Raw genomic sequence first — 21466 nt, 5'->3', positions numbered from 1 at the left:
GCGCGGAGCGACGCACGCCGACCTGATGGCTGGCGAAGTGCCAGATCGCCGCCACGATGGCGACGATCGCCACCAGCCCGACGACTCGCCCTCGCCAGCGCTGCCAACCGGATATCTGATCGTCCATCGACATATGTCTCCGCGGATACGATCAGGACGATTGCTGCTTGCCGGTCACCAGACCGACTTGCGACAGATCGAGACGGCGCAGCAGGTCGAGAATGTCGACCACCTTCTGGTACTGCACATTGGAATCGCCCTTGACGATCACCGGGAAGTCCGGCGTCAGTGCCTTCTGCGTGCGCAGGCGCTGCTCCAGTTCGCCGATCGTCACCGGGAAAGCGTCGAGGAAGATCTGTCCGCTATCGGACACCGTGATCGCCTTGGTCTGCGACTTGGCCAGGCTCACCGAAGCGCTGGCCTTGGGCAGATTTACCTTCACGCCCTGTACGGAAGCGGTGGTCATGATGATGAAGATCACCAGCAGCACATACGCCAGATCGAGCATCGGCGTGATGTTGATGTCGTCATAGGGCTTGTCGTCATCCTGCACTTGCATGGCGTCATCCTCCCCTTAGCCCACGACCGCGCGTTCGGGTTCGGACTTCTCGACGTCGCGATGCAGCTCGGCCAGACGGGTGACGAATTCGTCGACGAACACTTGCATGTTGGCGGTCACCGCCTTGTTGCGCGTCAACAGATAGTTGTAGCCAAACAGGGCCGGGATAGCGACGAACAGGCCGGCCACCGTGGCCAGCAATGCGGCCGCGATGCCTGGAGCGATCGCGTTGACGTTCACATCGCCGGCCGCGGCAATCGCCGCGAAGGTGATCATCACACCGACTACCGTACCGAGCAGGCCGAGGAACGGACCGCCGGAAATGGCGATGGTCAGCAATACCATCGAGCGCGACAGGCGCTGGTTCTCGCGTACCAGGGTGGAATCCATCACGGCACGAATCGCTTCGATCGATTCGGATGCGATCACCAGACGGCCATGGTTATCGCGACGACGCCAGACTTCCTTGGCGCCGACTTCATACAGGCGGAACAGCGAGGACTTGCCGAGCTCACGCTGCAGTGCCGGCTGGGCTTCCGCGGCGGCCATACCCAGCAAGTTGGTACCTTGCGCGCGGAAGCGGTCCAGAAAACGGTCGTTGGCGCGAGTCACTTCACCGACATAACGACCCCGCTGCCACATCACGATCCATGAAATCAGGGCCATGACCAACAGGATGCCGATAACCACCCAGGCATCGGCCGTAACCGACTTGACGATGATGCCGAAGTAGCCAAATCCGAAGCCGGATTTCTTCTCGTCTTCGCCGTACTGGATCAATTTGGATTCGGCTCCCTGCGACAACACGTCGGTTTCGATCGCGATAGCGGCACGCGCGGTACGCGACAGGCGCACTTCGTCCATTTCGCCCGCGAAACTGGCGATGGCAGGCGCGCCAGTCGCGGCGCCGGGTGCATCGCCGCCGATCGTGGCAGGACTGTTCAGTGCCGGTAGCGCAGCTGCAACCTGACCATAGGATTTGCCATCGACATACAGCGTGACTTGGCCGGAGCCGGCGACCACGGCGATATGCGTCCACTGACCCGCCTTCAGCGGCCGACCCGGCTGGCTACGCTGCGGCTGGTCGCCATCGACTTCGACGAACGGCACCCCGCCATCGAGACCGATCAGCAACGCCTTGCCGTCCTGACGACGGGCATAGACCAGCGTGGCACCAGTCGGTAGCGCATCGAGCTTGATCCAGCTGCTGAAGGTGAACGTACCGCCGGCAGTGGTCGCCAGCGAAGCGCTCGCCGGCAGGGTGACCACGGTATTGCCATCGAAGCGCGCGGCTTTACCGGCCACACCGTCGTCGACCATGCGCAACATGCCGGCCTGGGCATTGTTGTTGTACGCAGTCGCGTCTCGCGGCGGCGCGCCAGCGTTGTCATCAAAGTGATAGACCAGTGAATAGTCCGGATCGAAGGTCGCCGCACCGTTGCTCTGCGCCGGCGCCTTGCTGTTGCCGTAATACATCCACACGGTCTGCTGGCCGCCGGCCGGCAAGTCGGTCACATCCAACCAGATCTGTGCCACGCCCAGTACCGGATCGAAGCTCTCGATCTGGTAATTGAGTGGCGTCTTGCCATCGGAAGCGATGAAACGCAGATCGCTGCCGTTCTGAGCCACCCCATCGAACTGAAAGTTACCCGAATGCAGGCGGATCAACAGCGGTACGCGACCCGGCGCTTGAGCGAGGTTGCCACCCTTGGGGCCGCTATCGAGCGTGATGGCTTTACGGAACGACCAGTCATCGTTCCACCAACCCGCGTCGGCAGCGGACGTAATGCGCGGGAGCCATGCGAGGCATAGCGCGCAGACCAGGATCAGGAATCGCATGACCTTAGAACCTCTATCGGTAATGAAAAGATGTGCCATCGCCCGGTGTCTCACAGGCCGGCCTTGACGTTGAACAGCCATTGGCCGTCGTGTGCTTTGGTGCGTACGCTGTCGCGCAGCGGGAACGCGTATTCCACTTCGCCCTTCACGGTGCCGAACAAAGCAAAGCGCGTCCCCAGGCCCGTGCTGAGCAGGGTGAAGCGACTGCGCTGTTCCGGCAGCGGGCTGATCAGGGCTAGATGCGATCCATCGACGAAGAAGTGGAAACGCCACTCGTCCAGGGGACCGCCCAACCAGGACGCAATCGAAGGACTGCGCAACTCGACCGAACCGATCGCGCCGTTGTCGGCGGTGTTTTCGGCCGAAAGGTAGCCGCGCACGCTGCCTGCACCACCTGCGGCGAACTGTTCGCTCGACACCAGCGGCGAATCGGAACCTTGCGCATCGGCGCGGAAGGCAAGGGAGTAATCGCCCGCGAACTGACGCGTGTAGTTGAAGCTGGCGCGCAAATACGCGAAGTCCGAATGCGACTTGAAGCGCTGATTGTCGAACTCGCCACGGCTGCTACCGACGCCGCGAGCGCCGAAATTGCCGGCGATGCTGAAACCCATCGATGACTTGTCCGAACTATGCTGGCCGCTATAGGTCAGCGAAAACGGCACATAAGTCACCGGCGATTGCAGCGTGTCGTTGCCTAGCGTGGTGTTCTGGTCGAAGTGCTTGCGGGTCACGCCGAAAGAAACCTGCTGCGTGTACTGACCCAGCGTGGGCAACTGACGCGTAGCGGTCAGCCCGTAAGCATGACCGCGGCCAAGCACCGTGGTGCCGCCGACGATATTGGCATTGCTATTGGACTTGTAGCCCGAGCCGAGCAGACTCCAATCGTTGTTCAACGGCGCCAGATAGGACAGTGCGTAGACTTCAGCCGCATTGCGATCCTGCGGTGCGACGATGTACGTCAGCGATACCGCATGACCGGCCTGCCACAGATTGTCGTAGCCGACCGTGGCGATAGTGCGAAGCTCTGGCGTGTCCTGGCTGTGATCGTTGTTGATCTCGAGGCTGCCGTGCAGGGGATAGGTATCGTTGACCTTCAAGGTCACGTCCATCGTCTGCGGCAACGCACCCGGCTTGAGTACCGGCACCACTTGCTGGCCGGCCTGGCGATTGACCTGCGACAACTGTGTCTGCGCCTGACCGAAATTCGGAACGCTGCCTTCGGCCAATGCCGGTACGGCGTCACGCACTTCCTGTGGCGAATGATATTTGGCGCCCTCTACACGTACGCGGCCGATGCGGTTCTCAGTGACCTGCAACAGAATCACACCATTCTTGACCTGCTGCTGCGGCACATCGACAACGATCGATTGATAGCCCTTGTCCTGGTATGCCTTCTGCAGGGCATCGCGTGCCCCATGCACGTCGTCCATGCTGCGCCCCGGACCGAGGAACGGTTCGACGATCGATTCGATATCGACGCCATCGAGCACGGTGTTGCCGCGCACGAGGTATTCGTTCACATCGAACTTTGCCGGCGCCTGTGCCGGCGCGGCAGCGTCCTGGGCATGCAGCGGCACTGCCGCCGACAACGCCAGCGCTACCGCCAGCGATCGACGCAGCAGGGCTGCGGCGGTCTTGTTCCGTGTGCTCATCCTGTCACCCGCGGTTGTTCCGGCGCTTCTCCACATCGGCCGGCATCCCACGCTAGCGCGGCATCGATAACCGAATGGCGACAGACAGATGTCGCGGTGCCGGCGCGGTATCGCCGCGACGTGCCGACCGTGGGCAGGCTGCCATGCACGGCGCCACCCGAATCCGCCCGATAACCCATCTATTCGTCCCCCTGCGCGTCGCCCTGGCGACCCGCCCATCGTTGAATGAACGTCCGTGTCTCGTGTCCATTCCGTTGCCTGGGAAGACGGCTTTGTCTTCGCACGACTGAACACATGTCACGAAAAATTCACCGATCGGGGCCGAATCGCCTGCCCGAGCGAGGGAATGACATCAAAGCGTCATGAGAAAAAGACAGCCGGAGTGCCGGCGCTCGCTGCGCGAGCTGCGAGGTCGCCGCGCTTTGCGCGGCTGCGAGGGCGCGCCCTTCGGGCGTTGTCAGGGGCAAAGATCGAGTATGACGGGTCGAGCCAAGGCTTCCTTTCCTTATGCCTCGCAGGGGCACAGCCGCCGGCCTCACCGCTCGCGCAGCGGGCGACCTGCCTAACTAAGCAGAACGATGCCGCCCGGCAGCGAGGTCACGTGCGCGCCGTAGGTGTCGCGGATCAATACCGCAACCTCGGCAAGCTGGTTGAGCATGAAGCGGGCATGCACCTTGCGTGCTGCCAGTTGCTTGTCCATCAGGACGATACGGCCAGGACGGTAGCGATTGATTTCCTCGATGACGTCAGCCAGGGGCTGGTTGTCGAAGATCAGTACGCGCTGGCGCCACGCCAACACGGTCTGGGGGTCGATCGCTACCGGTTCGGTAACGCCGCGCGCACCGTAATTGACTTCATGTGCGACCTGTACGGCGACATGTTCGCTGCCGCAGGCCAACGAAGTCTCGCCGCCCAGGCAGATGACCTGTACCTGAGGACCGGTACAGCGCACGTTGCACTGGCTGGCCGCAGCGACACGCACGCTGCCGGCACCGGCAAAGACAGTGAACGGCTGCAGCAATTGTGGATCGGTGAGCACCTGCGCCTCGCCGGAGACCAGTTCCATCGCCACGTGGCCACTGGCCGTCTTGCGCATGTCGATGGTGGTCTGCGTATTCATCTGCACCGTCACGCCCGGCGCGACATCCACCTGGCGCTGCTCGCCGGTGCCGGTACGGTAGTCGGCCATCAGGTCGCCGAGGCCCGGCCACAAATGCACTGGCGGGCGCAAAGCCACGAAGTACACTGCCGCTGCCGAGGCAGCCAGAGCGCCGCCGAGGAACGCGCGTCGGCTTAGCTTAGGGCTGTCGGGCAGCACGCGCTGCGGACGGCGCCGCGGCGCACGGCTGTCCTGGCGGCGCGTGGAGGCAGCGGCCGCACCCAGGCCGTCCCACAACAAGCGGGCTTCGATAAAAGCGCGCTCGTGTTCCTCGCTGGATGCCAGCCAGGCGCGGAACGCTTCGGCGTCATCGGACGTGGCCTGCCCGGAGGTCAAGTGCAAAAGCCAAGCCTGCGCCTGGCTACGCAAATCCGACGACGAGGAACGCTTGAAAAGTTCGACTGCCATGCCCCTAAGACTCGTTTCCGGCCCCGGGACCGAACCGTTGAATGACCTTGCGATCGAGACGCGCACCACAAAATTCCAAGGCTTTGCGCAACTCCTTACCCACCATGCGTACCGAAATGCCGTAGCGAGCAGCGATATCGGCATGCGGCACCTCTTCCACGCGGGCCGCCAACAAGATCGCCCGCTGCCGTGCGGTGAGCTCGCTCAAGGCCTGTTCGAGCACTTCCACTTCCAACCGCGCATGTACGACACGGGCGGGGTCGAGGGCATCGTCAGCCAGATGGAGCAGTTCCTCCACCTCGTCGCCAGTCAGAAACCGGCTGTCGCCCTGGCGCTGGTCGGCCGCAACATTGAGCGCCATGCGAAACAGGTAACTGCCTGGATTACGCGCCTGACCGCCCGCCTCATCCATGCGCTCGACCCGCAGATAGGTTTCCTGCAGCACTTCGTCGACCAGGTCATCCGAACCCAGCCGGCGCTTCAAGCGACGGCGCAGATCCTGCTGTCGTTGCAGGAAGAAGCCGAGCATGGTCAGCGTGGAGGAGTTCATGGCCGATTATTTTCGTCCTGGCCGAAACGAGCGCAATCGAACGGATGGTCGAGCGGGCGCGGCGTCAGCAGCACCGTCAATGGCTCAGGCATTCCAGGCGGTACGCCATCGAGAATCAGACCGTCGAGCAATAGTTCGATACGGGCGTCGCGTGCCGGATTGCCGGTTGAGCCGAGCAAGCGGGTGCGCGTCACGCGGCCGGACGCGTCGAGCCACAGTTGCATGGCTAGCCGGTAGTTTCCCGGACGAGTCAGCGCGCTACCGCATAAGGTGCGCTCCAGGCCGGCCTGCACGCGACCTGCAAAACGCGTGGATTCGGCGACATCCACCGGGTCCGGCGCGGATCGCGCCGATATCGGGCTGCGATCGGGCATCAGTGTGAATGCCATCGGCGAAGCGTAACGAGCGGCCAGACCAGTACCCTGAAGCAACTGCTGTAAGGCATCGTGGGGCGAATAGTTCCCGGTAACGCCGGGAGAAGACAGGTCACGCACCATCCCGTCATCGAACAGCACCGAAACGCCGGTCTGTACGCTATAAGCACGCAGCGCCGTCATAAGCGACTGGGGAGGAATATCGAATTCGGTGCGCTCGTCAGCACGCTCATCTTCCATCGTATCGGGAACATGTCGAGATACTTCCGCCTGGACGCCCGTTTGAAAGATTTCCGCAACACATGGCGTGCCGACCAGCGCGGTGCATCCGAGCAGCGCAAGCACACCGCGTGGCACCGCCATTCCCCGCCCCAACTGTTTCAAAGAGGAAATCCGCCGCGCCACACCACCCTTGCGGGAGCGCGGCCAGTCCGACGGGAGACTGTAAGCCTAGGCAGGCATTGTGACAAACAGATAACGGCGTGGCGCGACATCTGAGACGCAACCGGCGACAATGGCTTTACGATGCGAGCCGCGACCCTTCAGCCCCTGTGAACACCACCCTCGAGCTGCCCCTGGGCATACCCGTGGAGCCCGGCTTGATGGTCATCCATGGCAATCGCCTGGAGGACCTGCGCGACTTGTTGACCGCCTGGCTGGCGCGCACGCCCCTGCGCCCGCTGGAAGACGAAACAGTGCTGGTGCAAAGCAATGGCATCGCACAGTGGCTGAAGCTGGCACTGGCCCGTCCTCCTGAAGAGGGTGGCCTGGGGATCAGCGCGGCGGTCCGCATGCAATTGCCCGGCCGGTTCCTCTGGGATGCCTACCGCGCCGTGCTAGGCGATTCGGCGGTGCCGGAGACCTCCCCGTTCGACAAGTCCCGCCTTACCTGGCGCCTGTTGCGCCTGTTGCCATCGGTAGCCGGCCAGGCGGATTTCGAACCGTTGGCCGATTTTCTCGCCAGCGGCGATTGGAACCGGCGCTTTCAGCTGGCAGAGCGTATCGCGGACCTGTTCGATCAATACCAGGTCTATCGCGCGGACTGGCTCGCCGATTGGGAGGCCGGGCAACTGCTGTTACGCGATGAGTCCCGCGGGCGTAGCGCTGCGTTGCCGCAGGAGCAGCGCTGGCAGGCGCATTTGTGGCGTCTATTGATCGAGGATGTGCCGCCCGCGCTGCGGCATGGCCACCGCGCCGCTGTCCATCGCGCCTTCGTCGAACGGCTTGCCTCCGGCGGCCCCCGTCCTCCCGGCCTGCCCCGGCGGATCGTCGTGTTCGGCCTTTCCTCGCTGCCGCAGCAGACGCTCGAAGCATTAACCGCACTGTCGCGGCATGTACAGGTCTTCCTGGCCGTGGGCAATCCCTGCAGGCATTACTGGGCAGACATCATCGAGGAGCGCGAGCTTCTGCGTGCCGAACATCGGCGCCATGCGCCTAAGCCAGGCTCACCGGCCGAGCCGCGCTTCGAGGACCTGCATCTGCATGCCAATCCGCTGCTGGCGGCATGGGGCAAGCAAGGGCGCGACTTTATCCGTTTGCTGGATGCCTTCGATCGGCCTGAGCGCTACCGCGATCGGTTCGTGGCCTGGCAACGCGGCATCGACCTGTTCACCGATGTCGTCGATCCGGCACACCCTCGCCTGCTGCATCAAGTACAGCAAGCCATCCTGGATCTCGAACCGCTGCCTGCCGCCGGCGAGCCAGCCAAGTCGTGGAAGGCCGGCGATGAATCGCTGCACTTCCACATCGCACACAATCGACAACGCGAAGTGGAAATACTGCACGATCGTCTGCTGGCCTTGTTCGAACAGGCCGCACGCGACGGGCAACCGCTGGCACCGCGCGACGTCATGGTGATGGTGCCGGATATCCAGAGCTACGCGCCGCATATCCAGGCAGTGTTCGGGCGTATCCCGGAGAACGATCCTCGCTACCTGCCCCACTCGGTTGCCGACCGGCACGATCGTGGCGCGATGCCATTGGCGGTGGCACTTGAGCGCTTGCTCGCCTTACCGGACGCCCGCTTCGCCGTCAGCGAAATTCTTGACTTGCTGGACGTACCGGCGGTGCAGCGCCGCTTCGACATCGATCCCAACGACCTGCCCTTGCTGCGCCGCTGGATCGAAGGGGCAGGCGTGCGCTGGGGCCTGGATGCCGAGCAGATCGCCAGCTTGCAGCTACCTGCGATTGGACAGAACAGTTGGCTGGCCGGACTCCGCCGCATGTTGCTCGGTTATGCCGTGGGCGATGGCGCGCTATGGAACGGCATCGCACCCTACGGTGAGGTCGGCGGACTCGATGCGGCTACCATCGGTCCGCTGCAAGACCTGCTCGATCGGTTGACGCTGTACTGGCGCGACTTGCGCGAACCGTTGCCGCCCGACGCCTGGGTCGAACGCCTGCATGCATTGCTCGATGCCTTCTTCGATGTCGACGGCGACAGCAACGATAGCGATCTGCGTGGACGATTACTGGACGCACTGGAGGCATGGCAACAGGCTTGTCGGGATGCCGGCTTCGTCGAGCCGCTGCCGATCGACATCGTGCGCGAACATTGGTTGTCGTCGATCGACGACATGCGCCTGACCCAACGCTTCATGGGCGGTGCGGTGAGCTTCGGTACCTTGATGCCCATGCGTGCCATTCCGTTCCGCGCGATCTGTTTGCTCGGCATGAACGATGGCGATTATCCGCGCAGACAGGCACCGGCGGATTTCGACTTGATGACCCAGCCGGGATCGAATCGGCCGGGCGATCGCTCGCGTCGCGAGGACGATCGCTATCTATTCCTCGAAGCGTTGCTATCCGCACGCGATCACTTGCACATCAGCTGGATCGGGTTGAACGAGCGCGACAATACGGTGTTGCCGCCGTCCGTGCTGGTAGGCCAGTTACGTGACTACCTCGCTGCGGGCTGGCAAGCCTCGGACGGTGCGCCGCTGCTCTCGCAGCTGACGGCAGTGCATCCCTTGCAAGCCTTCAGCCAGCGCTATTTCGACCCGCACAGCAATATAGCGACCTATGCCGTCGAATGGGAACGCGCACGGCGCCAAGCAACGCCCGACAAGGAATCGACGCTACCCGAAGCGTTGCCGGAAACCGCTTTGAGTATCGGCAACTTGCAAAGCTTCCTGGCGCGGCCGGTACGCTATTTCTTCAATCACCGGCTGAAAGTGTATTTCGACGAGGCAGACACCGAGGTTGTCGACGACGAGCCATTTGCGCTCGGCGGCCTGGAACGCTATCAGGCGGAGCAGACCTTGCTTGCTGCGGCATTGACCGCCAAGGCCCCCGAAGAAGCCATCGCAGCGGCCAGCGACCGCCTGCAGGCACAGGGAGCGTTACCGCCCGGCGGCTTCGGTGTACTGGCTCGCACGGAACTGGACGAAAGCGTCGGCGCACTGGCTGCCCTATGGCGCACCTTCGACGAAAGCTATCCAGAACGGCTCGCTCCCGTTGAACTGCGCCTCAGCGCGGGCGGCAGGCAGATCGAGGACTGGCTGAACGACCTGCGCCACGACGGCGCCGGTCTTCTGCGCCTGGCCTTGATCCAGGGCGGTTTGCACGACAACCGCGCGTTTCGTCATGACAAGTTGATCGCTCCCTGGGTCGTGCACTTGCTGGCCAATGCCCAGGGGCTTCATCTGAGCACACGCATCGTGGCGGTGGATGCGCAGCCACTGTTACATCCGATCGATGCCGAGCAAGCCAGAACGCTGCTCGACCATTTGCTGGCCGCACTCGACCAGGGCCTCACTCGCCCGCTGCCGGTCGCCATGCGCACTGCCTTCGCCTGGCTGCAGGCCGAGCGCGCGCAAAAATCGCCGACCGAAGCGGCAGCTGCATGCTACGACGGCACGGGTTTCAGCGCAGGCGAATGCCAGCACGACGCTTATCTGCGTCGTGCATGGCCCCGCTTCGCAACGCTTTACGCCGGTGGCTTCGAGGCAAGCCTGTCACTCTATCGCCCGCTCATGGACGTGCTGACCGGCGAGGCGAGCGAATGACGATCGCGACGCTGCAGCCGCTGACCCTACCGCTGGATGGTATCCGCCTGATCGAGGCGAGCGCCGGTACCGGCAAGACCTGGACCATTGCGGCGCTCTACCTGCGTCTGGTACTCGGCCACGGCGTGCCACACCGCAAGCCGTTGCTGCCACCGGAGATCCTTGTACTGACCTTTACTCGTGCGGCTACCGCCGAATTGCGCGAGCGCATTCGCATCCGTCTTGCGGAGGCCGCGCGAGCATTTCGCGAAACCGCGCCGGAAAGCGACGATTTCCTCGCCGCGCTGATTGCCGATTATCCCGACCCGGCCGCGCGAGCCCAGGCAGCACGCCGCCTGGAGTCCGCCGGACAATGGATGGACGAGGCAGCCATTCACACAATCCATGGCTGGTGCCAGCGCATGCTGCAACAGCATGCCTTCGATAGCGGCCACCCGTTTGCGCAGGACACGCAAGCCGACGAGAGCCTGTTGCAGGCCGAAGCGATCCGCGACTACTGGCGCGCGCAATTCTTTCCGCTTGACCGACACGCGGCAGCGCGCATGCGTGCGCTTTGGAAAACGCCTCGCGACCTGCATCGAAGTCTTCGTCCGCTGCTCAGTCAGCCCGAAGAGCTGCTTCGCTTGCATGGCGCGGTGCCGCCTGCCGTCGATACACTCGGTACATGGGTCGAGGCCGCGCTCGATGCCGAGCTGTCCGCGCTTGCGCAAGCACGCCAGGCCTGGCGCGAACAAGCCGACGCGATCGACGCGACGCTGTTGGACATGCTGCGCAACGGCGGTCTGAAGGCAAACATGATGAAGCCCGAGGCCGTAGAAAAAGACCTTGGCCTGCTACGGCAATGGTCCAACGGCGGCGCTATCGATGAAAAGACACTCGAACGCTACGCCATGGACCGCATCGCCAGCGCGACGCGCAAAGGCGTTGCGACGCCGGACTTCGCCGCCTTCGCGGCGATCGAAGCATGGAAGACCGCACGTGAAAATGCACCTCCGCTCAAACCGATGGTATTGGCGCATGCCGCGCCCTGGGTCCGCCGGCGCCTGGAAGGCATCAAGCAGCAACGCGCGCAAATTGGCTTCGACGATATGCTACGCCACCTGGCCGACGCACTGGACGCCAAAGGTGGCTGGCGCCTGGCGCAGACGCTGGCAACGCAGTATCCGGTGGCGCTGATCGATGAATTCCAGGACACCGATCCGCTGCAATGGCGCATCTTCGAACGTATCTACACGCCGAGGCCCGACTGCGGACTGCTGCTGATCGGCGACCCGAAGCAGGCAATCTATAGCTTTCGTGGCGCCGACATCCACACCTATCTGCGCGCGCGCGATGCAGCTCAAGCGCCAACGTGGACGCTATCGACCAATTATCGATCCACGCACGGCATGGTCGACGCCATCAACCGGCTCTTCGCCTTCGGCGACCGACATGCGGATGGCGCTTTCGGGTTCGGTGCCGCGCTGCCGTTTCACCCGGTGGCGGCACACGGCCGCAAAGAGAAACTGTTGCGGGCCGGAGAGCCGGTCCCCGCCTTGACCTTCGCTCTGGCCGATAGCGAACACGCTCTGGGCACGCAAGCGTATCGCCAGATCCTCGCCGACCATGCCGCATCCAATCTGGTCCGCCAGCTGGATGCCGCGCGCGAAGGCCGCTACGGTTTCACCAGCGCCGATGGAGACATGGCTCCGCTGCGAGAAAGCGACGTCGCCATACTCGTCCGTGGCCGCAGCGAAGCGGCACTGATGCGCGATGCCTTGCATCGGCGCGGCTTGAAAAGCGTTTTTCTCTCCGACCGCGATTCGGTCTATGCCTCGCCACAAGCGGACGATCTACGGCGCTGGCTGCAAGCCAGTGCCGAACCGAGCTCCGACCGAGCCATGCGCGGCGCACTGGCCACCGCTTCGATGTGCCGACGCTATGACGAACTGGACCGGCTCAATACCGATGAAAGCGCATGGGAAGCCTGTGGCGAGCAATTCCGCGAATTGCATGCCATCTGGCGCAAGCATGGCGTGCTGGCAACGGTACACGATCTGCTGCACCGGTTCGACCTGCCTGCCCGCTTGTTGGCCCTGCCGGATGGCGAACGCCGCCTGACCAACTTGCTGCATCTGGCCGAACTGCTCCAGCATGCCGCGGCCGCGCTGGATGGCGAGCGTGCCTTGATTCGCTATCTGGATGCGCGTATTGCCGAAGCGCAGGATGCGCAGACGGATGTCGGCGAAGACCAGGTCGTACGCCTGGAAAGCGAAGATGCGCTGATCAAGATCGTCACCATCCACAAATCCAAAGGGCTCGAATACCCGGTGGTGATGCTGCCATTCGTTGCCGTGGCGCGCGCAGGAGGCGACGGCGACCTGGTGGTCTGGCATAACGCCGACGGCGTGGCCGTCGCGGATCTCGCCGCCGACGATGCCGCACGCGCGGCGGCTGCGAGAGAGCAATCGCAAGAAGACCTGCGCTTGCTGTACGTGGCACTGACGCGCGCACGCCATGCCTGCTGGGTTGGCATCGGCTGCTATCGCATCGGTACAGCCAAGGCGTCGATGCTGCACCGCTCTGCCCTCGGTTACCTGCTTTCCGGAAACGCGCCGATCGAACGTGCCGATTTGCTGGCGCATCTTGAACACCTTGCGGCCGATAGCGAGGACATTGCGATCGAGCCGTTGCCGGCCGATATCGACGCGCATGTCTACGAAAGACGGCCGGATGCCAACACGGCACAGCGCGGCGCGCGCCATTATCGCGCCGGTGCGATCGCTCCCTGGCGTATCGCCAGCTACAGCGGCATGAAATACGTGCAAGCCGAAACGGTTACACCGGCCGCACCGGAAACCGCGGCACAGGACAAGCTCAACGAAGCCATGAGCGATACTGCCGTCCCTGCACTGGTTTTAACCGGTGCGCCTCAGGGGATCCATGCTTTCGAACGCGGCGCGCAGGCCGGTACCTTTCTTCACGAGCTATTCGAATGGGCTGCCGAGCGCGGCTTCGCTGCTGTCCAAGGTATCCAGGACGAGTTGACTGCCTGGATCGCCCGCCGCGCACAACGCCATGGCTGGCAACGCCATGCGCGCATGCTGGCGGCATGGCTCGCACGCCTGCTCAAACAACCGCTTGCGTTACCCGACGGCGGCCAGATGGCACTGGACGAGCTGGGCGCCGGAAGCTATTACGCCGAGCTGGAGTTCTGGATCGAAACTGCGCGCGTCGATACGCAGCGGCTCGACCGGCTGGTAATGCGCCATACGCTGGATGGCGCGGCACGCCCACTGCTTTCGCCCGAGACCATCAACGGCATGCTCAAGGGATTTATCGACCTGGTCTTCGAGCATCGCGGGCGGTATTACATTGTCGACTACAAATCCAACCAGCTCGGCCAGAGCGCCAGCGCTTACACCATGGAAGCCATGCGCCGCTCCGTGCTGGAGGAGCGCTACGATCTGCAATATGCGTTGTATACGCTGGCCTTGCATCGCCAACTGCGCGCGCGCCTGCCTGGCTATCGCTACGACACGCACGTGGGCGGCGTAATGTACCTTTATTTGCGCGGCATCGAAGACGATCGGTACGGCGTGCATCGCGAACGCCTGCCTTTCGCACTGGTCGATGCGCTCGATCGCCTGTTCAGCGGAGACCGCGTCCATGGCGAGTGATCTGTTGACCGCATGGCTCGAGTCGGCGGTCGAGCAACGCCAATTGCGTTCGCTCGATGCGGCCTTCGCACTCTTCCTCGTCGAACAGGATGCCTTCGCCGATATGAGCACCGCATTGCTGGGGGCGCTCGTCAGCCAGCAATCCGGCGAAGGACATGTCTGCCTGGATCTGGCTGACCTGGACGAAGTACTCGATGACCTCAAGCTGCCTGCGCCATGGCGCGAAAACCTGGACGATGTATCGACTTTGCAAGCAGCGCTCGCCACCTCGAGCGTCGTTGCGGACCCAGCCGACGATCGTGCCACTCCATTGGTCGTCGATGGCACGCGCCTATATCTGCGCCGCTACTGGGCCTATGAGCGCTCGATTGCCCAGATCATCGGCAACCGCCTGCATGCGCCGCTTGCCGATGTACCGGGTCTTGGCGAGGGCCTCCAGCGTCTTTTCCCCGATAGCGGCGAGCCAGTGCAATGGCCTCGTGTCGCCTGCGCGCTGGCTGCCCGCGGCGCTCTGACGGTCATCACCGGCGGCCCCGGGACCGGCAAGACCACCGCCGTCGTGCGACTGCTCGGCCTGTTACAGACCTTGCAACTGGCGACGCACGATCGCCCTTTGCGCATGCGTCTGGCTGCGCCCACCGGCAAGGCCGCGGCAAGACTGAATGCCTCTATCGCGGCGCAGATCGCCGCACTCGATATCGACGACGGCGTGCGTGCAAGTATTCCCACCGAAGTGGTGACGCTGCATCGCCTGCTCGGCGCGCGCCCGGACAGTCGGCGCTTTGCCTATCACGCGGGGAATCCCTTGCATCTGGATGTGCTCGTCATCGACGAAGCCTCGATGATCGATCTCGAACTGATGTCGGCGGTCCTCGCCGCCCTGCCTCCCCATGCTCGATTGATCTTGCTTGGCGATAAAGATCAGCTTTCATCGGTGGAAGCCGGCGCTGTACTCGGCGACCTGTGCATCCGCGCAGAGGCCGGACACTATGCGCAAGATACGGCCGCATGGCTGCGCGATTTGACCGGCGACGACATCTCGCCATGGTTGCGTGCCGATGCATCGTCACTCGACCAGCACGTGGTGATGCTGCGTCACAGCTATCGCTTTGCCACAGCAAGCGGCATTGGCCGCCTGGCCGGCCTGGTCAATGCCGGTGACACGGACAAGGCTCTCGCCTTGCTCATGCAACCCCCACACGATCTGAGTTGGCAGGATACCGCCGAGGACGCCCTGCAACGCTGCGTGCTCGACCCACAATTCGGACACGCCGCCTATCTTCGCGAACTGATTGCTACACGCCCTTCACCGCGGTCGCAACGTGAAGACTACGCGCGCTGGGCCACCCGCGTGCTAGACGCCTTCGGCCATTTCCAGTTGCTGTGTGCCGTACGACGTGGCTCTTTCGGCACGGAAGCATGGAATGCACGCATCGCCAAATGGCTGCATGAGCAAGATCTGATCGAATCCGAACACGGCTGGTACGAAGGTCGCCCGATCATTATCACGCACAACGACTACGCACTCGGGCTCATGAATGGCGACATCGGTATTGCGCTGCGCGTACCCGATGACACGGGAGCCCTGCGCCTGCGTGTGGCGTTCCCTTCCACCAACGGCATGCGCTTCCTGCCCCATACACGCCTGGGCGCGTTTGAGCCGGCTTACGCTTTGACGGTACACAAATCGCAGGGTTCGGAATTCGCCCATGCTGCCTTGGTCTTGCCGGACGAGAGCGCGGCTGTGGCAACGCGCGAACTGGTGTACACGGCTATTACCCGAGCCAAGGCACGCTTCAGCCTGTTTGCCACTGCCGACGCATTGCGCGCAGCGATCGAGCGTCGCACCAGCCGCCGTTCGGCGCTGGCAGAGCGGCTTGGATAGCTCGGGCCTCGGAAGCCAACCTCGAGGGCTTACCTTGTCATGAACAGAGCCGCTTAATACCTCGGTCCTCACCGTAGCCCCAAGGTCGCAAAACGTCACGACCCGCAACTCGCTCCTGCCGTCAAACCCGTCGAGGTCACACCGCCGGACCCGTTCACGGTCAACTGATAACCCGGCACCGAGGCGGTATTGATCTTGTTGCCGGTCGGATCTTTGTAGCATGTCAGAAAACTGGGCAGCGGCTTGCCGCTGGCGAGAACCACCTGTCCCTGCTGGCCGAAACTCAACACATCGCTGCTGTTGGCGACAATGGACGCGGTCGTCATGGCACCGGCCGAACGCAACAGGACGTCTCCGCTGCTGGCATCGTATTGCGTCCCCGATTTGCCATTGCCCGCGGTGTAGGTATAGATCAGCCAGCCTTGCGCATAGTTGGTCGACGTCGCGCAACTCGCGCCATCCGTGCTGGCACAGATCGAAACGAAATTACCACGTGTGATCGCCTCGGTCCTGGCGTACGACACTGCCGCCAGCAACGCGTTGCTGGCATTGCTGACCTGATTGCGCCGAGTCATGTCGCGAAAGCTCGGTACCGCAATGGCAGCCAAAATGGCAATGATGACCATGGTCACCACTAGCTCGATCAAGCTGAAACCACGCACACTCACCGGAGCTCTGTTCATGGCATCACCAGCAATTGCCGTTGGCATTCTTGGTCGTATCGGTCGCGCTGGGCAGCTTCACCCCGGCGTTATTGATCGATAGCGCACCGCACACGTCCGCCGCTTGAGCAGTCAATGGCGTTGCCGTTGCCGTGTACGTTGCACCGTTGGCCCCCAGCGTACCGCCCAACGTAACCTGGTAATACCCCTTATCGGACTTTACCGGATCGGCGCTGTAACCGATGTCCGTCAGGGCGCCATAGCGGTTGTTAGTCGCGTAATAGCGCTCCTGTTGATTGGCGATGCGCATCAGGATGTCCTGCGCGTCGGCCCGGCGTGCGCGAAATCCATAGCGCGAGTACGCCGGCACCGCGATCGCCGCCAGTACGGCGATGATCATCACCACCACCAACAGCTCGATCAAACTGAATCCATGCTGCCGTTTCATGAATATTCCCCTGTTACTTGTTGTTGTACAGCTCGCGCCATGAACGGCGGCGCCAGATGGCATCGTCGATGCTCAAGCTTCCGCCACCGACCAGGCCAAGTCCAGGGATAAGCAACTGGCCACCGCCGAGGCGAGTGACGACCGGCAAGCCACCGCTGGTCGGCGGATTGTTCACGCGGGCACCGACGGCGCGATAAGGACTGCTGCCCGTCCAACCGGCGACACCTGGGTTGGACAGTCCATCATCCGAACCGCCTGTTGCGGCATCGATCACCATGACCGCACCCAACACGCTGGCCGTACACGGGTCGGCAGTTCCTGGAATCAGCGACGTGACAATCACGCGGTTGGTATCGAACAGTGCCTCGGGCGTGACCACGATTCGCTCGCCGCTTGCAGGCAGATCGATATACCAGCCACCGCTCGTGGACGGGACCACGTTGTTGGTCAAGCCACGCACCGTATTCGTGCCGTCGGTAGACGTTGCCTCGACCATGACCTGCTGTGTCAAGTTGGACCGCTGATAGGTCGTGCCCGTATCGCGTATCCCATAAATGGATTGCGTGACCGGTGTGGTCGACGAGTTATTGTCTGCGGCGCCCAGGAACTTACCTGTACCGAAGACCACGATGAAACGGTTGGTCGCCGGATCCGGGAAGAGTCGCGGCATGGTCGTAATCGGCTGCGCACCGTTGGTCTGCGGTTGGAAAATCAATGAAACCGTCCACAGGCTCGAATCGGTGTTGGTCAGGTCGTATTTCCAGAGATTACCCACCAGATCGCCGGCAAAGGCGACATCGTCGATCTGATCGTTGTTGTAGTCGCCCAGCACGGGCGATGAAAGGCCGTAACTGGTCACCGTCGATGGCGTTTGCAGCTCCCGAATAAGCACACCCGTTTGGGCATCGAGCACGAACAAAGAGCTGAACTTGTTCTTTGCCGCGTCCACGGACTGACAGTTAACCGGCTTGTCCGGCATGCTGCAGTCGGGGAAATAGCCACCCGGCACCAGGACAACCCACTTTCCGTTGGCGAGCCTGCCGATGTTCGGCTGCCCATATGTAAACCCGAGGTGAGACGGATCGCCGACCGCGGTGGCAGGTGTAGCCGCATTGAACTCCCAGAGCACTTTGCTGGCAGCGTTGGCTTCGCTCACCTGCGTGGGATCGGTGATATCCAAAGCATAAATACCGCGTCCACCAAGACGCAAACCGCCCACCAGAATGGTATGCCAGCCCAAGTTGGTCGTGCCCGAACTGAAGTACACGTCACGAGTGACCGGCGTCGCATCGACGGTCGGCTGGAAGACAAAGTTGTTCTTTTGAGTCAGCGAGCCCAGCCGCGAAAAAACCGTGCGAGGAACATAGGCAAAAAGCTCGTGCCCGATATTGGCGGACGGAATAGTCTGCGGCGGCGTACTGCCATCCTGGACTTCGCTGGCATCGAAGGCATGAAGCATGCCGTCGTTGGCACCGACGTACACCACTGCTTTCCGATTGAGGTTGTTCTGCACGAATTGTTCGTAGGTATTGCCAGCCGCGGCTGCAACCGCTTCCGGCGATCCTGCTGGCCAGGTGTTCAAATAACCACTGGCCGGGAACGATACATAGGTTGTCTGCGAATTGATGATGGCACCAAGCAAGGTAGTGCGGGTACGCATGAGCCCGCTCGTCTCGGAGGTACGCACGCCACGCAACCAATCCAAACGCGCCTGACCAGTATCGCCCGTACCCGCGCTGACAGGTTTGGTGCTCAAGTCAGTCTGTGCCGTGGCATCCAGATTGGCAAAGGTCCGGAACGGAATACCCGAAAACGTACCGTCGCTGTTGCGCGTGGCAGTGAGTATCTGGCGATTGTTCGGATCTGTCTTGGTCGCGTCGGTCAAAATAGCACCCGCGTCGAATACCGTGCCACCGATCGTCCCATCGAGGGCCACATTCAAACCAAGCAGAATGCCACTCCAGTCACTTGAGCTATAGCTGGTGCTGAATGCGATCGCCCCTTGTACCAACACTGCTGTATTGACGCTGCTGACATTGGCAGGAGCACTGCGGGCCGAAATGCTCGTGAGAATTGCACTCAACTGGTCGACCAAGTTCTGCGGACTGGCTGCATTGAAAAACTGACCGCGCCCGGCCAACGCAGCATGCCAGGTATCGTCGATGTTCGTCGCCAAGCCGTTGCCGTTGCCGTTTGGAGCGGGCCAACCCGTTATACCCAATGAATTCGCCTGCCCTTTACGCAACTGACATGCATCAGATTGATCGCTCGCTCCCGCGGTGCAATTCGTGTCATTCGAGAAATTCAGCAAACCACTTACACCCAGGCCGACCAGATACTGGGACATGTGCGGCCAAGTCGCGGGGTCGTTCGCCGGATTGAAGTACACCTCGTTGTTCACGTTCGCCGCGGATACAACCGAGCCCGACATTACGGTCGTAGAGACCACGCCTGTCGTGCGATCAGGAAGGTATGGCGTGACCAGTTTATTGTTCGCTGGACTGTAGAGATCCGTACGCAGATTTGTTGCCCAGTAGTGAAACGCGATATCCGATAAAGAAGCCGCATTCGTACCGTCACCTGCCGCATCCGCCTGCGGCGCATAAATCGAGGTAACGCCTGCCAATCCCGTGGATGGAAACTGCACGCCATCAGGCAGCTTGCCCACGTTGGAAGGCAAGGTCAGGCTGCTACGACTGGGGCCATCAGGAGTAAGCACCCTGTTTGAGGTGCTATTACCATTCCATAAGCCATCGGTTACTAACATATGGAAGTTTTGCCGGCATACCAGCTCTTTTCCTGTTGTGCTGGTACCCTGCGGCGCCTGCCAGTAGGGATCCCTATAGTCCGAACCAGAGCGGGTATAGAACGTACCAGCCCGGTTCGTAGCACTTCGTGTCGGCGTACCGCCACTTGCCGGCACTTGGTAGATCCAGTTGAAGAATGCGCTTCGATAGCAATCTTGCAGAGCTGTCGGGTCGCTAGGCTGCTGAGTGCCTTTTGGATCGGCCGCCGCTGACAAGGCTGCCGTGCAGTTCTTGGTATCGATCAACGCACTGATAATCGTGCTCGATGGCAACTTGTAGTTGCTGTTGTTAAGCACCTGCCAGGCAGCTCGAATGGTCGTTCCGAATCCCCCGTCGGCCGTAGCATTGCCCAGGGTACCGAACACGCGTGACATCGACGTCCTGGCCATCTGATTACGCGTACGATAGTACGCGTACCAATTGGCGAAATTCTTGTACTGCGCTTGCGGCACAGGGACCGCTTCCCAATTGGACGCATTGTAAAGTGCAGCAAGATCCGTATTGGTCGAGGGCTTACCCGCGGCATTGAGCGTGACTGTTACATTCGACTTCAAGCGATAGTAGTAAGGGCCTCCCACGGGATAGGTTACCGCGGTTCCATCGCTAAGCGTCACGGAGCTTCCATCCATCGGGCTCGCGCCAGACCAGCCATCCGTAATACCCGACCCGGTACCGCATTGCCAACGAGTATCGGTCTGATATTTACAAACTTTGCTGCTACCGCTTCCCGTACATGCGCAGTTGATCGTACCGCTCGGGCATTGTGCATTTCTTCCCGTGGACTGCCCGTTGACAAGCCCGCCGGTCAGGTTCGACAAACCCGACGTCGTCAGATCCGGGTTGTTTGCGAAGCTCGTAGAGGTGCTTGTATTGGGAGAAAGCGGGCGGTTGAATGAAATGCCGTCCAGCCAAACCGCAGCGAGCGACGAATCGGCGTCGCTAAACGGCGTACCGTTAGACTTCAACGGCGGCGAATAGGTGATATTCGGATTGTAGTAGACGCCGTTCATCGGCAGGGAACGCAACAGCTTGTCGCCAGCACTAGGATGATCGGGGTCGATCACGCCAGCGCAGCGCCAGGGCCCTCCGTTCCAGTCCTTGGCATTATTGAGAATGTTACCGTTGCTATCCGTAGAAAACGGCGGCGTATCGCCCATGTGATTCCAGGCCATCGAGCCCGAATCGTCGAAGGTCACCACGATATTGGGTGCGACCGCTTGAGTCAGGTTAGGCGGCGTGGGGCTGAGCTCGGTGGCCGCCACGTATGCCGACGTCGATGTCGCCGCAGGTGCTGTAGTGGCCGCTGCCGCAGGCGCAACCAGCGCCGACATGGAAGGCACGGACACTTCGGCGTTCGCGATCGGCGTGAACGGAACCGCGCTACCACTCAGCAAAGTAAGCAGTGCGGCGATCAGTCCAGCACCACGCGTTTTCAAGATACGGCAACCCATCATGGC

The 21466-nt window shown here is 62.0% G+C and carries 12 protein-coding genes; 3 read left to right on the top strand and 9 right to left on the bottom strand.

Annotation, left to right across the window (positions count from 1 at the left end; genetic code table 11):
- Nucleotides 1–151: 151 nt before the first annotated feature.
- From VIM98_RS02005 to VIM98_RS01980, 6 genes are all read right to left on the bottom strand, one after another.
- Nucleotides 152–559 carry a biopolymer transporter ExbD gene (locus VIM98_RS02005; protein WP_331991415.1) on the bottom strand — a complete coding sequence of 136 codons (408 nt, stop codon included), beginning with the start codon at nucleotides 557–559 and terminating at the stop codon, nucleotides 152–154.
- A gap of 15 nt (nucleotides 560–574) precedes the next feature.
- Complete coding sequence (locus VIM98_RS02000) at nucleotides 575–2398, bottom strand: DUF2341 domain-containing protein (RefSeq protein WP_331991414.1); 1824 nt, start codon at nucleotides 2396–2398, stop codon at nucleotides 575–577.
- A gap of 50 nt (nucleotides 2399–2448) precedes the next feature.
- Nucleotides 2449–4050: a ShlB/FhaC/HecB family hemolysin secretion/activation protein gene (locus VIM98_RS01995; protein ID WP_331991413.1), complete on the bottom strand. Its 1602-nt coding sequence runs from the start codon at nucleotides 4048–4050 to the stop codon at nucleotides 2449–2451.
- 562 nt (nucleotides 4051–4612) lie between these two features.
- Nucleotides 4613–5617: a FecR family protein gene (locus tag VIM98_RS01990; protein WP_331991412.1), complete on the bottom strand. Its 1005-nt coding sequence runs from the start codon at nucleotides 5615–5617 to the stop codon at nucleotides 4613–4615.
- 4 nt (nucleotides 5618–5621) lie between these two features.
- A complete protein-coding gene (locus VIM98_RS01985) occupies nucleotides 5622–6167 on the bottom strand; it encodes an RNA polymerase sigma factor (protein WP_331991411.1) in 546 nt (181 codons plus the stop codon).
- Complete coding sequence (locus VIM98_RS01980; protein WP_331991410.1) at nucleotides 6164–6904, bottom strand: STN domain-containing protein; 741 nt, start codon at nucleotides 6902–6904, stop codon at nucleotides 6164–6166. Before VIM98_RS01980 ends, VIM98_RS01985 begins: the two co-directional genes overlap by 4 nt.
- Nucleotides 6905–7092: 188 nt before the next feature.
- Between VIM98_RS01980 and recC the strand changes: the two genes are divergently transcribed.
- The 3 genes from recC to recD are packed head-to-tail and all read left to right on the top strand — an operon-like array spanning nucleotide 7093 to nucleotide 16092.
- Entirely contained in the window at nucleotides 7093–10548 is a 3456-nt protein-coding gene (recC, locus tag VIM98_RS01975; RefSeq protein ID WP_331991409.1) for an exodeoxyribonuclease V subunit gamma, read from the top strand.
- Nucleotides 10545–14207 carry an exodeoxyribonuclease V subunit beta gene (recB, locus tag VIM98_RS01970; protein ID WP_331991408.1) on the top strand — a complete coding sequence of 1221 codons (3663 nt, stop codon included), beginning with the start codon at nucleotides 10545–10547 and terminating at the stop codon, nucleotides 14205–14207. Before recC ends, recB begins: the two co-directional genes overlap by 4 nt.
- Complete coding sequence (gene recD / locus VIM98_RS01965) at nucleotides 14197–16092, top strand: exodeoxyribonuclease V subunit alpha (protein WP_331991407.1); 1896 nt, start codon at nucleotides 14197–14199, stop codon at nucleotides 16090–16092. The genes recB and recD overlap by 11 nt, the downstream gene beginning before the upstream one ends.
- A 95-nt stretch (nucleotides 16093–16187) precedes the next feature.
- Here recD and VIM98_RS01960 read toward each other — a convergent pair whose 3' ends face one another.
- Genes VIM98_RS01960 through VIM98_RS01950 form a run of 3 tightly spaced genes read right to left on the bottom strand, consistent with a single transcriptional unit; the run spans nucleotide 16188 to nucleotide 21445 of the window.
- Nucleotides 16188–16775 carry a GspH/FimT family pseudopilin gene (locus VIM98_RS01960; protein WP_331991406.1) on the bottom strand — a complete coding sequence of 196 codons (588 nt, stop codon included), beginning with the start codon at nucleotides 16773–16775 and terminating at the stop codon, nucleotides 16188–16190.
- A 4-nt stretch (nucleotides 16776–16779) separates the two neighbouring features.
- Nucleotides 16780–17202 (bottom strand): type IV pilin protein, encoded by a 423-nt coding sequence (locus VIM98_RS01955; RefSeq protein ID WP_331991405.1) that lies wholly within the window; start codon nucleotides 17200–17202, stop codon nucleotides 16780–16782.
- 13 nt (nucleotides 17203–17215) lie between these two features.
- Entirely contained in the window at nucleotides 17216–21445 is a 4230-nt protein-coding gene (locus tag VIM98_RS01950; RefSeq protein ID WP_331991404.1) for a pilus assembly protein, read from the bottom strand.
- Nucleotides 21446–21466 lie beyond the last annotated feature (21 nt).

Source organism: Dyella sp., assembly GCF_036568765.1.
Classification (GTDB): Bacteria; Pseudomonadota; Gammaproteobacteria; order Xanthomonadales; family Rhodanobacteraceae; genus GSA-30.
The sequence above is the reverse complement of the archived record's forward strand: the minus strand, read 5'-3'. Positions and strand labels throughout refer to the sequence as shown.